The following is a 14436-nucleotide window of genomic DNA, read 5'->3' on the forward strand; positions in this document are numbered from 1 at the left end:
TGGTCACCGCGCTGGTGCTGATCAAGGTGCCGCTGGTGGCATCCGCTTTCGGCGCGATCAACGAGGCCGTCGGCGTCATCGCCGCCGCCTCGCGCGCCGGCACCTCCTTCGTGTTCGGCTATCTCGGCGGCGCGCCGCTGCCGTTCGACCTCAAGGCACCGGGCGCGGACTTCATCCTCGCCTTCCAGGCGCTGCCGATCGTGCTGGTCATGAGCGTGCTGACCACGCTGCTGTTCTATTGGCGCGTGCTGCCGCCGATCGTGCGCGGCATGGCCTGGCTGCTCGAGCGGACGCTCGGTGTCGGCGGCGCGGTCGGGCTCTCCACCGCCGCCAACATCTTCCTCGGCATGGTGGAAGCGCCGCTGTTCATCCGGCCCTATCTGGCGCAGCTCACGCGCGCCGAACTGTTCCTGGTGATGACGGGCGGCATGGCCGGGATCGCCGGCACCGTGCTGGTGCTCTACGCCACCCTGCTCGCGCCGCTGATCCCGGATGCGGCGGCGCATTTCGTCGTCGCCTCCGTGTTAGGGGCGCCGGCGGCGATCCTGGTGAGCCTGATCATGGTGCCGGAGACATCCGATCAGCGCACCGGCGGATCGCTTGGCGATCCCGGAGTCGCTAGCGATCCCGGAGTCGCTGGCGATCCCGAGATGCACGCCTCCTCGACGATGGATGCCATCGTCAAGGGCACCGCGGCCGGGCTTGAACTGTTGCTCAACATCGTGGCGATGCTGCTGGTCCTGGTGGCGCTGGTCTATCTCGTCAACTCCATCCTCGCCATGCTGCCGGACATCGGTGGCGCGAAGATTTCGCTGCAGCGGCTACTCGGCTACGTCATGGCGCCGGTGTGCTGGTTGATGGGCCTGCCGTGGTCGCAAGCCGTCACCGCCGGCAGCCTGATGGGCACCAAGACCGTGCTGAACGAGCTAATCGCCTATGTCGACCTGTCGCAACTTCCCACCGACGCGCTGGACGCGCGCTCGCGCCTGATCATGCTCTATGCGATGTGCGGCTTCGCCAATTTCGCCAGCCTCGGCATCATGATCGGCGGCCTCAACACGATGGCGCCGACGCGGCGCGAGGAGATCAACGCGCTCGGGCTGAAGTCGGTCGTATCGGGCACGCTGACGACGTGCCTGATAGGCGCGATCGTGGGGGTGTTGACGTAGTCCGCTCCGTCCTGCCCGGCGACACCGTCATGCCCGGGCTTGACCCGGGCATCCATCACTTTGCAAAGACTCCTTGCGAAGCAAGATGGATGGCCGGGTCAAGCCCGGCCATGACGAGAAGAGTGGATTGTCGTTCGGCGGAGACTTACGTCGTCACTTCCACCGTCTTGAACTCGGCCGGAAGGATGATCTCGAGCAGTTCGACGTCGTCTGAATAATCGAGAATCATGTGCCTGATCTTCGGCGGCTGGGTCCAGGCGCTGCCCTCTCGCATCAACGTCTCGCCCTGCCCTTCCATGTAGGTCTTCACCCAGCCCTTGAGCACATAGACCATCTGGAACTGCACGTCGTGGTAATGCAGTTTTGACACCCCTTCCGGATTGCAGGGACCGATCAGCCGGATCACATGCGCCTGCGCGAGGCCGTGGGTAGCGTCGGCAATGCCGAGGTCGCGGTATTGCGCATAAGCTCGTAGCCCGTCGGCCTTGAAGTCTTCCTCGCGATGATGGCTGATGGCGATGCGCTGCTTCGGCCGCGCCTTGTGTACCGCCTTGGACACGCGGCCCCTGGACTTGATTGCCTTGCGGGCGGTGGATTTGGCGGCGGTCTTGTGCCCCATCCACTTCTTCCGAACCGCCGTTTTGGCTGCGGGTCTTGCCGCCTTCTGCTTGGCCATGGCCTGCCTCCCTGTTGCAGGCGTCCGCGACGCGGACGCGTCGGGAGAGACGTTACCACCGTTCCGCCCGGCGGCAATCGGCCTTGGCGTCTCAGTGCAACCGGAAGACGCCGTCGACCGCACGCAGCTCCGTCGGCTTGATCAGCTTGGAATGCGCGACGGTCACCGAGTACAGCGGGCCCTCGAGCTTCTGCTGCCAGAACGCGAGGAAGTCCTGCAGCGCGGGGAATTTCGGGAAGAGATCGTAATTCTGCCAGACGTAGGTCTGCAGCAGCGAGGGGTGGTCCGGCATCCGATAGAGGATCTGCGCCGTCGTCAGCCCGTAACCCAGCATCTGCTTCCGGAAATCGTCGGAAACAACCCCACCAACCCGCGAGACCATATGCCAACCTCCTTTGCGAAGGAGCGCATTCGCGTGATGGCGTCCTGCCGGAGCCACCCCGGCGGAGATGCGCTCACATGAGAGAAATGTGACGCATGCGACCAACTCATCACAAGCCTAAATGTTTAATGCATTGTTGAAAAATCGTGCGTTAGCAGCAACTTAGCGCACCTGCTAATATGGCATCGCTGCTCGTCCGGAGGCCAGTTAATGATGATAAACGATACTGGCAGGCGGCGCTTTCGAGTGCCAATTTTTCTGCTACAAACACTTGCCCCCAAGCAAAGTCTGGCCTATTTCCATCGCGGTTAGCTTGGCACTCGCCAGGCTAGACTGCCAACGCTTCAGAATTCTACCGTATCCAGAATAGCTTAGGAGGACTGCATGAGTTTCCGTCCGCTTCACGACCGCGTCGTGGTCAAGCGCATCGACGCCGAAGAGAAGACTGCTGGCGGCATCATCATTCCAGACACTGCCAAGGAAAAGCCCTCGCAGGGCGAAATCGTCGCTGTCGGCCCGGGCGGCCGCGACGAGGCCGGCAAGCTGATCCCGATCGACCTCAAGGTTGGCGATCGCGTCCTGTTCGGCAAGTGGTCTGGCACCGAGGTCAAGATCGACGGCCAGGAGCTGCTGATCATGAAGGAAAGCGACATCATGGGCGTCCTCGACGTCACCGCTTCCAAGAAGAAGGCGGCCTAAGGCCCTCCCTCCCAGGATAAACCCCTCAAGGAAAAACAGACATGGCAGCCAAAGAAGTCAAATTCTCCGTCGAGGCGCGCGACAAGATGCTGCGCGGCGTCGACATCCTCGCCAATGCGGTGAAGGTCACCCTCGGCCCGAAGGGCCGCAACGTCGTGCTCGACAAGTCGTTCGGCGCTCCCCGCATCACCAAGGACGGCGTCACCGTCGCCAAGGAGATCGAGCTCGAGGACAAGTTCGAGAACATGGGCGCGCAGATGGTGCGCGAAGTCGCCTCCAAGTCCGCTGACGCGGCCGGCGACGGCACCACCACCGCGACCGTGCTGGCGGCAGCGATCGTGAAGGAAGGCGCCAAGTCGGTCGCCGCCGGCATGAACCCGATGGACCTGAAGCGCGGCATCGACCTCGCGGTCGAGGCTGTGGTTGCGGACCTGCAGAAGAACTCCAAGAAGGTCACCTCCAACGACGAGATCGCCCAGGTTGGCACCATCTCCGCCAACGGCGACGCCGAGATCGGCAAGTTCCTCTCCGACGCCATGAAGAAGGTCGGCAACGAGGGCGTGATCACGGTCGAGGAAGCCAAGTCGCTGGAGACCGAGCTCGACGTCGTCGAGGGCATGCAGTTCGACCGCGGCTACATCTCGCCCTACTTCGTCACCAACGCCGACAAGATGCGCGTTGAGATGGAAGACGCCTACGTCCTGATCAACGAGAAGAAGCTCTCCTCGCTGAACGAGCTGCTCCCGCTGCTCGAAGCCGTGGTGCAGACCGGCAAGCCGCTGGTCATCATCGCGGAAGACGTTGAAGGCGAAGCCCTCGCCACCCTCGTCGTCAACCGCCTGCGTGGTGGCCTGAAGGTTGCGGCCGTCAAGGCTCCGGGCTTCGGCGATCGCCGCAAGGCCATGCTGCAGGACATCGCGATCCTGACCGGTGGCCAGGCGATCTCGGAAGACCTCGGCATCAAGCTCGAGAACGTCACGCTGCAGATGCTCGGCCGCGCCAAGAAGGTGATCATCGACAAGGAGAACACCACGATCGTCAACGGCGCCGGCAAGAAGACCGACATCGAGGCGCGCGTGGCGCAGATCAAGGCGCAGATCGAGGAGACCACCTCGGACTACGACCGTGAGAAGCTGCAGGAGCGTCTCGCCAAGCTCGCGGGCGGCGTCGCGGTGATCCGCGTCGGCGGCGCGACCGAAGTCGAGGTCAAGGAGCGCAAGGATCGCGTTGATGACGCGATGCATGCGACCCGTGCGGCAGTCGAGGAAGGCATCGTCCCGGGCGGCGGCGTCGCCCTGCTCCGTGCCTCCGAGCAGCTCAAGGGCATCCGCACCAAGAACGACGACCAGAAGACCGGCGTCGAGATCGTGCGCAAGGCGCTGTCGGCTCCGGCCCGCCAGATCGCGATCAACGCGGGCGAGGACGGCTCGGTCATCGTCGGCAAGATCCTCGAGAACAAGACCTACGCTTACGGCTTCGACTCGCAGACCGGCGAATACGTCGATCTGGTCAAGAAGGGCATCATCGACCCGACCAAGGTCGTGCGCGCCGCGATCCAGAACGCTGCTTCCGTGGCGGCGCTCCTGATCACCACCGAAGCGATGGTCGCCGAGCTGCCGAAGAAGAACGCCGGCGGCCCCGCGATGCCTCCGGGCGGCGGCATGGGCGGCATGGACTTCTAAGCAGTCCTCACTTCCAGCGATCCACGAAATGCAAAGCCCCGGCAGCAATGCCGGGGTTTTTGTTTCCGCATGCTTGATCTTTCTCGTCCACTCCGGAAATTACGACCTGAGTTCGCGGATGAATGGATTCCGGGCTCGCGCTTCGCGCGCCCCGGAATGACGAGTGATAGACCCTCTCCGCCTGTCATTCCGGGGCGGCGCACAGCGCCGAGCCCGGAATCCATTTCACGGCTTGCTCAGACCTATCTGCCTGATAGCGCACATAGCGCCGAACTCACTTTGGCGGCTGCAGTTCAACACCATAGCGCGCATAGATCTGGGCGAGCGTGCCGTCGGCCAGCAATGCCTCGAGGGCAGCGTCGATCCCCTCTCGCAGCTTCTGGTCCGGATTGACCATCCCGACCGCGACATTCCAGTTCAGGTCCGGCTCGTCCTCGAAGGCAGGAATGCGGCGCACGCGTGCATTGGGATGGGTTTGATTGAACCAGCCGATGGTGGCGGGCGTGACCGCTGCCGCATCGATCTCGCCTTTGGCGAGGGCCTCCATGATGTCGTCCTCGAACGCGAACGGCGAAGTTTTCACCCCTCGCTTGCCGAGCATCATGGACACGATCGAGCCGACCTGCACGCCGACCCGCTGCCCCGATCCCAACTCCGCCAGCGCCGCCACGGTGGAGTTGGGTCCAACGGCCAGCGCGACCCCGCTGCGGTGATAGGGCCGCGACATTCGTAAGCCAACCTCTGCCAACACCGCGCGGTCCGCGATCGCATCGAGGATGACGTCGCAGTCGGCGCGGCGGTACTGGAAGCTGTTGATCACCCAGTGCTGTTCTAGCGAGACCTCGAGCCGTTTCGCCAGCTCCTTGGCGATTTCGGCCTGGAAGCCCGGAACGTCACCGCGCCTGCTGGCGAAGGGCAGCGCGTTGGGGTGCGCGCACAGCGTGAGCGCGCCGCGCTGGCGGATCGCTTCAAGCGAGCGCGCCGCGGCATTGGTGGCGCACAACGCCAGCAGGCTGACGAGCACGAGAAAGCGCATCGCGGGCGTCATTCGAGCGCCCGGATGTAGGCCACGATCGCCATGATCTGGCTCTCCGAAAAGGCGCCGCCGAAAGCCGGCATGGCGCCGGGTTTGCCCTTCCTGATCCGCTCCGCGAGAAAATCGTCGCTCCGCGTCGTGCCTGCGAGCTTCGGTCCCTTGCCGGCGGTGCGGCCGCCGTCCTGGTGGCAGAAGCCGCATGAGGTCGCGAACATTGTCCCGCCCTCGATGTCGCTCTCCTTGGCCGACTGATCTTGATTGGGCGCCTGGCTCTGCTGCGCGCAGACCCCCAAGGGCCACAGGAACGGCAACGACAACGCCATGCCGGTGGCGAGCATGATTGCTTTCATTTGCATCAGGATTGCAGTGGTGAGGCGCAACAGCACCCCACCACCTCCCCGTCCTTATTGTTGTCACTTCACCGCGAAGACGACGAGCGCACCGGCGTCCTTCGGCATGCTCTTGTAGGGTTCGCCGAACAGCGCGGGAAATTCATCGGCCACCATGCCGCCCCATCCGGCCGGCACCGCGATGTACTGCTTGCCGCCGGCGGTGTAGCTCATGATGCCGCCATTATGGCCGACGCCATTGTAATGCGACCACAATTCGGCTCCGGTCTCGGCATTGTAGGCGTGCAGCACGCCGCGCGAGTCGGGCACGAACACCAGATTGCCGCCGGTCGCGAGCACGCTCGCCAGCGGCGGCTCGCTGAAGGTGACCTCCCATTTCTTGTCACCGGTGACGGGATCGCGGGCATCGAGATGTCCGCGCGCCGGTCCGTCCGGCGGCGGGACCAACTTAAAGTTGCCGCCGATGTTGAGTTGCGCCATCGGCTCGGTGATCGGCGTGGTCTTCACCACTTCGATGTCCTGGCACCATTCCTGTCCGATCTTGTACCAGAGGCCGGTCTTCGGGCTGTAGGAGCCCGAGTTCCAGCTGATGCCGCCGGCGATCGCTGGGCAAAGCGGCGAGCTTGCCTTGCCGAGCGACAGATCGCGCCGGCCGATCAACTCACCGGTCTTCGGATCGATGTCCTTCACGAAGTTGATATTCTTGGCGAGTCGCCACACGTTCTGCACCTTCGCGTTGGCGCGATCGTAGACGAAGACGAATCCGCCCTTGTTTGGATGCACGACGAGCTTGCGGCCGTCGCGGTCGATCATCAGGAATTCACCGACCGCCGAGTCGAAGTCCCAGGCGTCGTGCGGCAGCTCCTGGTGGTAGAACTTCAGCTTTCCGGTATCGGGATCGAGCGCGATGACCGACGTGGTGTAGAGGTTGGTGCCTGGCCGCGGCCCGCTCTTTTGCCAATCCGCGCCGGCCCAGTCGTAGAGCGGTGCCGGATTCGCCGTGCCCCACCAGATGGTGTTGGTCTCTGGATCGTAGCCGCCCGGCATCCAGGCGCCGCCTCCGCCGGTGCGCCAGGAGTCATTGCCCCACGTCGCCTTGGCGTCCTCGGTGCCGGCGACGGTGAGGAATTCCCATTTCTTCTGGCCGGTCTTGATATCGACGCCGAACAGCGGCCCGCGCGAGGTCCACTCGCCGCCTTGGCTGCCGATGATGACGGTGTCCTTCACCACCAGTGGCGCGCCCGTGAAGCCGACAGTGAGCTTCTTGGAATCGAGCAGGCGCGCGTCCCACTCCGGCTTGCCGGTCTTCATATCGAGCGCAATGAGACGCCCGTCGACGGTGCCGACGAACACCTTGCCATCGCCGAGCGCGATGCCGCGATTATACGGCGAGTGCGTCTGCATCGACACCAGCTCTTCGTCGAGCTCGGGGAAATACGACCAGATCAGCTTGCCGGTCGCACCGTCAAGCGCGTAGACGCGGCTGTAAGAGCCCGAGTAATACAGCACGCCGTCAGCCGCAAGCGGCATCGACTGCAGGCCGCGCGTCGAGCGCCCGGGCATATGGATCCACGCGACCTCAAGGTTCTTGACGTTGTCCGCGTTGATCTGATCGAGCGCGCTGTAATGATACGACTTATAGCCGCCGTGATAGCTCAGCCAATCGTTTGGATTTTGCTCGGCGTCCTGTAGACGCGAAGCATCGATCGCCGATGCGGGTGGCGCAACAGCCATAACGGCCAGCGCAAGTGCAGCACAGCTCGTAAGGTACTTGATACCCATTGCCATTGGATTCCTCCCCGTTCGTTTTGATTTTGGTTTATGTTCATGTCACCGGAATTGCATCCCGCCCGCTTCTTGGAGCGGTTCCGTCCTCCCTCTTGCTATTGCCGATCTGTCTGGTTGCCGACTTGTCGTCGCGAGACGTGCACAGCTCTCCTTTTCGGCGGAGAATGTCGAAGCGCGGCGGTGGATAGAAAATAGCCTAGAATTCCCTCTCGAACTGTCAAGCTTCAACGCGGCATCCCGGCGCGGTCTGCTGTGTTCCCGCGAGATGGGCACCGGCGCCTGAGGGTCTCCAGTGTTGCTTGCGATGGGCCGCCCGTGGGCGGCCAACGAGCCCGAACCCATGGCCTAGCGAAGGAGCGCGCTAATAAATGAAACATCTCGAAGTTGCAAGAGCGCGCGCGAGATTTTTCGTCGCTGATGCGACGCACGTGTCTCGGCGATCACACAATGAGGTACAACAATACGGCGGCACTCAATGCACGACAGAATCTATTCGCTACGTGGTGGGTTTTTGTGTTGTGACCTTGATCTCTCTCGCAAGCCAGCAATAACATCGGATGTCATTCCGAGGCGCGCGAAGCGCGAGCCCGGAATCCATTTCGCCGCGGTCGCATGGCCTATTACGTGTATCTGCTCGCAAGCAAGAAATACGATACGCTGTACATCGGCGTGACCAATGACATCGTTCGCCGCATTCATGAGCACAAGACGAAGGCGGTTCCCGGTTTCACCAAGCGATATGCGGTCCACAGGTTGGTCTGGTTCGAAATCTACGACGACCCGATTACAGCCATCACACGCGAGAAAGAATTGAAGAAGTGGCGAAGGGACTGGAAGGTTCGGCTCGTCGAGGAGAAGAATCCCGAGTGGATCGACCTTTATCCAGAAATTGCGACCCGAGTTCTCGGATAAATGGATTCCGGGTTCGATGCTTCGCATCGCCCCGGAATGACCGGGGATAGGCTTACGCCTTACTCAGGCAGCGCCTCGCGTCACTGCACCTTCGCCACCACCGCGAGCCGGCGGATGCCCTTGTTGCGGTAGGCATCGAGGAACGCGTAGTAGTTCTTGAAGGAGACGCAGCCGTTGGAGTCGCCGTTGGCCCCAAGCATGTAGGTGTGCGCGAGCAGGCCGGAGCGGCCGAAGATCTTGTCCTCGCCGCCGATCGGCGTCAGCCGCAGCGCCGGTACGCCGTGGAACAGCGCCTCGCGCGGCTTGAGCTCGTAGATGTGCGGCGGCGTCACGCCCTGCATGCGCACATGCGCATAGCGGGCGTCGTCGATCTTGGAGCCGAGACCGGAATGCGCCTCAAGCCGGGTGCCGTCGGGCAGATACACCGTCCTGGCGGAGATGTCGTAGACCGCGGTCTGGCGGTCATAGGGTGGCGAGCCGCCATTCATCGGGTTCTGGCTCAGCGTCGAGGGAATGCTGCCGGTGACGTTGGCATCGGCAGAGGCGAACGACAGCAGCGAGCCAGAGGATTCGCGCTTGCCCCAGAGCTTTTCGACAATCGACTGCTTCTCGCCTGAGGCGATCGACATCACCGCCGCCTTGGCGCGCGCCGCCATGTCGCGGACGGACCCGCCGGACGATTTTGTCGCGGGCTTGGTGTCGACGGGAGCGGTCGGCGTGTTGAGCGCGACGTGGAGCGAGGCCGCGGCTTCCTTCTTCGCCACCTCAACCCCTTTCGGCGCAGCACCTGCCTTCGCTTCGGCGAGTTTGGCTGCAGCAACCGGCTTCGACGCTTCCGCGATCTTCGCAGCTTCCGCCTGCGGCGCGGCCTCGGCCGCTCGTGATGCTACGCCCCCCGGCGAGGCGGCTGCGAACCTTTCGTTAAACATAATCGAAGCCGACGAAGGCTCGGGCTTCGACAACGCCGGCGGTGGCGGCTTCAGCGACGCGAACACCTCGTTGAAGGCGGGTGTCGGACGCGCGGCGACGGCGGTCTCCCGCTTCACCACGGGTGCCTCATAAGCAGCACTGTCCATCGAGGGATAGACGTTCGCTGCGAAGATGTTGGTGTAGACGGTCCAGGCGCAGCCGAGCACGAGGCTCGCGACCGCAGCGCTGCCGAACAAATGATGAGGGAGGACTCTCCGGGAAGATTTCTTGCGGGACGGCGCCGCAAAGCCAAACGCACCGGTACTCGTACTCATTCGCCTTGCGTCCAGAACAGGTCCACTTCTTCCTCGTTTGGGATGGCGGGATTTCCGCCGCAGCATCTCGCAGAGGCGCGGAGCGCCATTAAGGCGACTTTTAGTTAAATGCGGATTAACTGGATCCCGCCCTCTGCGGGTGTCGGAAGTGCCTGCCGCATAAGGCTTTTTTGAGATCACACTCGGGCAGAATGGGACCGGAAGATCCCGGATTTTGTCTCGCGCGAGACTTTTTGCCGGCCCACATGCTGCCGTTCGGGCGATGTTCTCTCCGGATAAATACGGGGCATGCCGCGACGGGTGGCGCGCGGCTGCGTCGGCCTAATAGGCCGCGACAGTGCGTCATCATGCTTGCCGAAAATCTTCAGCGCGCTGTTCTGGTACTGCGCGGCCTGCTGGTCGCGATGTCGCCGACAGTCGCCTGCGTGTGAGGACGGCTGATCCCGAACGCCCGCTCAGTAACTCAACTTCGGATACCAGTCCGTACCGCGGCCCTCGGGCGTGGTGTCGAGGATGGTCCAGAGCGGATCAAGGTCGGGCGCGCCGCGCGGGTCCTGGCGGGGGTCGGCCATCTTCGGCCCCATCTCGCCAGACCAGAACTGGCGGATGGTGCCGTCACGCCGCGTGAAGACGTTGTAGCCGGGCACGTCGGCATCGGCTGCGCTGACGTAATCGCGTGTGTAGTCGCCAGACGTATCCGAGAAGATCCTGTGCTGCGTCCAACCGCGCGCTTTCTTCGCCGCGACCAGACGCTCGATCGGCGAGCGCGCCACGAACACAAACGCGATGCGCTGCTCGACATCGGGCAGCTTGGCTTCCCAGGTCCCCATGAACGAGGTGCACATCGGGCACGGCTTCTCACGCTGCGGCCCGAACATGTAGCTGTAGATCACGAGCGTCTGCTTGTCGCCGAACAACTCCGGGAACCCGACCTTGCCGCCTTCGCCGATGAACTCGTAAGCCTTCGTCACCTCGCCACCGGGCGGCAGAGTCCGGCGCAACTCGGCGACGCGCTCGATCTGGCGGCGCAGCTCGATCTCCTCGACGAGCAGGGCTTGGCGCGCCCGGCGATATTCCGCGCTCTCGTTGGGGTGGCGCGTGGCGTTGGTGGCGGCAAGCTCGGCGGCTGGTTTCAGGATGGAACTGGTCATGACGGAACCTCGCTGATTGACGGCTTCTCTAGAAGACGTTCCTGGAGGTGCGGCGACGACATGCTGGCCGGAAATTTTTGCGTACTCGCACCGCCCGCACCAGTCGTCATACGCGGGCTCGACCCGCGTATCCATCAATCTTCAAAGATCCTTCAAATGATGGATTGCCGGGTCAAGCCCGGCAATGACAAGGCGAGGCGCTACTGCAGTTCCGGCGGTGGCGAGCGGTCGAAGACGTCACCTTTCGGACCCTGCAGGAGATCGAGCGCGTAGGTCTCGATCACGAGTGGGCCACGCTTGCGCTGCACCTCGGCGATCCTCTCCACATGGGAGAACATCTCCCTCAAGAACGGCGGATCCGTCGGCCTGAATTCATGGACATAGAGCAGCTTTCCGGCAAGCTCCGCCGCGCTCGGCTCTGATATGTTGACCCAGCGGTAGCGCTGGCCCCGCTGCGCGACGCAGGTGCCTTTAGGCAGATAGAAGGCGAGCCAGCCCGTGGTGCCGTAGTCCGGTGCGAGCACGCAGGTCGCGCCGACACGCGCGCGCGCCGCTTCGATCTCCGCCGCCGTCTCGCGCCAGCCGACGCCGACGCTGCGCACGGTCGCATCGCGGCGATAGAGCGAGAGCACGCCGGTATTGGCCTGCACGATCAGCAGCACGAACATCACGATCCCGGTCGGCGCCGCCCAGCGGCGGCAGAAATCAGCAAGCCGTTGCCAGCGTCCCTCCCACGGCACCATCGTGGCGGCCACAGCAGCCGCGATCATGAAGGACGGATAGACCGGTGCGAACCAGTTGGCCTCGACGCGCGCATGCAGCGAGTGCCAGACGAAATAGACGACAATGATCCAGAACAAGAGGTTGACGAGCAGGCGCGAGGCAAAGGCGCCGGTGCGGCGGAACGCCAGCGCATGCAGCCCCATCGCGCCGAGGATGAAGATCAGGGGTGTCGCGAACGCGATCTGGGTCGGGATCAGTTCACCGATGAAGGCCAGTCTGAAATCCTCGATGCGCGCCCGCCCCATCTGCTTGATGAAGGAGACCCAGTGGTGGTCGGCATTCCAGAGGATGACCGGCGCGAACATCAACAGCGCAACCAGGCCGCCGAGATAGAGCCAGGGCGACAACAACCAGCGCCGCAGCTTCGGCACCGCGGCGAGCCAGATCAGGATCGCCGGACCGAAGAACAGCGCGGTGTATTTCGACAGAAGTGCAGCACCTGCGGCGGCGCCGACCGCAAGCCACCATGCGCCCTGCCCGGTCTCGAGTACCTTGGCGAGCGCGAACAGCAATAGGCTCGCGGAGACCAGAAGCGGCGCATCCGGCGTCACGATCATGGTGCCGACCGCGGCCAGCAAGGTGGCGTTGAGCAGGATCGCCGCGTTCGCCGCCACACGCGTTCCGCCGAACAGGATTTCCGCCGCGCGGTAGACCGCCCAGCTCATCGGCAGCGCGAGCAGGATCGAGACCAGCCGCACGCCGAGTTCGGTATCTCCGGCGATCAGCGTGCCGGCGCGGATCACCAGCGCAACCATCGGCGGATGGTCGTAATAGCCGCCGGCCAGATGCTTCGACCACATCCAGTAATAGGCTTCGTCGAAGGTGATCGGCGTAAAGGCGGCGGCGAGAAGCCGCAGCAGGACGAGCCCGACGACGGTTACGACGGTCGTGCGGACGAGACTCGCCTCGTTCGGATTCATGCCGCGATCATCGCTTGCGCCAGACGAACAGTCCGGACATCGCGTAGTTCCAGACCACGCCCATCAGCGCGCCGGCTGCACCGGCGAGCCACCAGATCGGCTCCTGGTCGTAGACCGAGAAGGCGACGCCGACATTGGCGAACAGCCCGACGCTGCAGACGACGTAGAACAGCAACAGGCCCCGCAGGATCGCAAAGCCCGTCAGCCGCTGGTCGCGATAGGTCAGGAAATTGTTCAGGATGAAGTTGCTGGTCATCGCGACGATCGCGCCGGTCGCCTGCGCCTCGGGAAACGGCGCGCCGAGGACTTCGAGCGCGATAAACAACGCGGCGAGATGCACGAGCAGGCCGAGCGAGCCGACCAGGCCGAACAGCACGAAGCGGAGCGAGATGACATCATGTGTCAACTTCGCCAGCACCAGCCCGAGGAAATCCAGCGCCACCATGGAATCGAGCTTGCTCTCGCCATGCTGGCGCGAGCCAAAGGTGTAGGGAATCTCCATCGCGCGCAGCTTGCCTTGTGCGGTGGCGACGACGTCGAGCAGGATCTTGAATCCTTGCGTCGAAAGGTCTGGCGCCAGCTCCTCGAAGCAGTCGCGGCGGATCGCGAAGAAGCCGCTCATGGGATCGGCGATATCGATCCGCAGCAGGCGGCGCGCGATCTCGGTGGCGAAGGCGCTGGCGCCGGCGCGCTGCTTGTTGAACCCTTCGGTCCGGTAGCCCTCGATATAGCGGCTGCCGACCACGAGATCGGCCTGCCCGCTCCGCAATAGCTCGACCATCTTCGGCAGTCGCGTCTCGTCATGCTGCAGGTCTGCGTCCATCACCGCCGCATAGGGCGCGCTGGAGGCGAGGATCCCCTCGATGCAGGCACCCGAGAGCCCGCGCCGTCCAACCCTGCGGATGCAGCGCACCCGGGAATCCTGCCGCGCCAGGTCGCGCACCACCTCCCAGGTTCCATCCGGGGAATTGTCGTCGACGAAGACGACCTCCCAGGGGATGCCGGCGAGCGTCGTCTCCAGTCGCCGGTACAGGACGGTAACGTTGTCGCGCTCGTTGAAGGTGGGGACGACAACCGAAAGGAGTGGCAAACCAACGGCCTGCGACGGGATTTCGGGGCCCGGTTTGATGGCGTCATTCATGGCGGCCAAGCGTATATCCGCGCTGCCAAGCCGCGGGAAGCCCTAAACGCCGCTTGAAATGGGGGAAAACGGGCTTGAAGCCGTCCAAAAATGCCAACGACCACGAACAACAGGCGCGCGTACATCCGGCGCTGCCTTGCTATTGCGTGGTCGTCCCAGCACCAGAGCCCTTTCAGGCTACAACGGCGCCGTTATTCAGTAGATAGGAACCGCTATGCGTTTCCGCAAGGGGTGCTCAGGCTAGTTCGGCACCTCCCGAACCACCGGCCCCCGTGGGGCCGGCTCGGCGGGCGCCGGTTGCTCCGTGGCCGCCGGCGGCTGCGCCGCGGGCGGTTTGGCGGGCTTGCCCATCTGCCCGATCGGCCCGTACACGACCGCCGCCCCTAGCACGATGACCGCGACGATGGCGCCCAACAGGCCTCCGACCGACTGAGATGTCATACCCGACTGTCCCCACAACTGGAGCGGCGATCTCAAGATCGCGCCGTGACGGTTCCTGATAT

Annotated in this window: 14 protein-coding genes; 4 read left to right on the top strand and 10 right to left on the bottom strand. The window is 63.7% G+C overall.

The genetic code is table 11. From position 1 onward, the window contains the following. Positions 1-1169 (top strand): NupC/NupG family nucleoside CNT transporter (locus tag J6497_RS34960; RefSeq protein WP_225708754.1); only part of this gene is annotated, 1169 nt, incomplete at its 5' end. 145 nt (positions 1170-1314) lie between these two features. Here J6497_RS34960 and J6497_RS34965 read toward each other — a convergent pair. Both J6497_RS34965 and J6497_RS34970 read right to left on the bottom strand, forming a co-directional pair. Then, the gene (locus J6497_RS34965) at positions 1315-1845 is read right to left on the bottom strand and encodes a cupin domain-containing protein (RefSeq protein WP_225708755.1); all 531 of its coding nucleotides are present in this window, start codon (positions 1843-1845) and stop codon (positions 1315-1317) included. 91 nt (positions 1846-1936) lie between these two features. Next, complete coding sequence (locus J6497_RS34970) at positions 1937-2227, bottom strand: usg protein (protein WP_225708756.1); 291 nt, start codon at positions 2225-2227, stop codon at positions 1937-1939. 384 nt (positions 2228-2611) lie between these two features. Here J6497_RS34970 and J6497_RS34975 point away from each other — a divergent pair, with 384 nt between their 5' ends. Together J6497_RS34975 and groL are read left to right on the top strand one after the other, a co-directional pair. After that, positions 2612-2926: a co-chaperone GroES gene (locus J6497_RS34975; RefSeq protein ID WP_225708757.1), complete on the top strand. Its 315-nt coding sequence runs from the start codon at positions 2612-2614 to the stop codon at positions 2924-2926. 41 nt (positions 2927-2967) lie between these two features. Then, positions 2968-4608, top strand: a complete 1641-nt coding sequence (gene groL, locus J6497_RS34980; RefSeq protein ID WP_225708758.1) for a chaperonin GroEL — start codon at positions 2968-2970, stop codon at positions 4606-4608. Between the two features lie 274 nt (positions 4609-4882). On the opposite strand, the gene J6497_RS34985 is transcribed toward groL, so the two are convergent. From J6497_RS34985 to J6497_RS34995, 3 genes are read right to left on the bottom strand one after another with little or no spacing between them, the layout of a single operon-like run. Continuing rightward, on the bottom strand, positions 4883-5656 hold the full coding sequence (locus J6497_RS34985; protein WP_225708759.1) for a substrate-binding periplasmic protein: 774 nt from the start codon (positions 5654-5656) through the stop codon (positions 4883-4885). Beyond that, complete coding sequence (locus tag J6497_RS34990) at positions 5653-6030, bottom strand: c-type cytochrome (protein WP_225708760.1); 378 nt, start codon at positions 6028-6030, stop codon at positions 5653-5655. Before J6497_RS34990 ends, J6497_RS34985 begins: the two co-directional genes overlap by 4 nt. Positions 6031-6057: 27 nt before the next feature. Then, a complete protein-coding gene (locus tag J6497_RS34995; protein WP_376708320.1) occupies positions 6058-7782 on the bottom strand; it encodes a pyrroloquinoline quinone-dependent dehydrogenase in 1725 nt (574 codons plus the stop codon). 612 nt (positions 7783-8394) lie between these two features. Here J6497_RS34995 and J6497_RS35000 point away from each other — a divergent pair. After that, positions 8395-8694 (top strand): GIY-YIG nuclease family protein, encoded by a 300-nt coding sequence (locus J6497_RS35000; protein WP_225708761.1) that lies wholly within the window; start codon positions 8395-8397, stop codon positions 8692-8694. A gap of 80 nt (positions 8695-8774) precedes the next feature. Here J6497_RS35000 and J6497_RS35005 read toward each other — a convergent pair whose 3' ends face one another. From J6497_RS35005 to J6497_RS35025, 5 genes are all read right to left on the bottom strand, one after another. Next, positions 8775-9938, bottom strand: a complete 1164-nt coding sequence (locus tag J6497_RS35005; protein WP_225708762.1) for a DUF2778 domain-containing protein — start codon at positions 9936-9938, stop codon at positions 8775-8777. A 455-nt stretch (positions 9939-10393) separates the two neighbouring features. Then, positions 10394-11089, bottom strand: a complete 696-nt coding sequence (locus J6497_RS35010; RefSeq protein ID WP_225708763.1) for a DUF899 family protein — start codon at positions 11087-11089, stop codon at positions 10394-10396. 200 nt (positions 11090-11289) lie between these two features. Then, entirely contained in the window at positions 11290-12792 is a 1503-nt protein-coding gene (locus tag J6497_RS35015; RefSeq protein ID WP_225708764.1) for a glycosyltransferase family 39 protein, read from the bottom strand. Positions 12793-12799: 7 nt separating this feature from the next. Beyond that, entirely contained in the window at positions 12800-13933 is a 1134-nt protein-coding gene (locus tag J6497_RS35020) for a glycosyltransferase (protein ID WP_225708793.1), read from the bottom strand. A gap of 240 nt (positions 13934-14173) precedes the next feature. Next, entirely contained in the window at positions 14174-14374 is a 201-nt protein-coding gene (locus J6497_RS35025; protein ID WP_225708765.1) for a hypothetical protein, read from the bottom strand. Positions 14375-14436: the final 62 nt, after the last annotated feature.

This window comes from Bradyrhizobium cenepequi, from assembly GCF_020329485.1.
Taxonomy (GTDB): domain Bacteria; phylum Pseudomonadota; class Alphaproteobacteria; order Rhizobiales; family Xanthobacteraceae; genus Bradyrhizobium; species Bradyrhizobium cenepequi.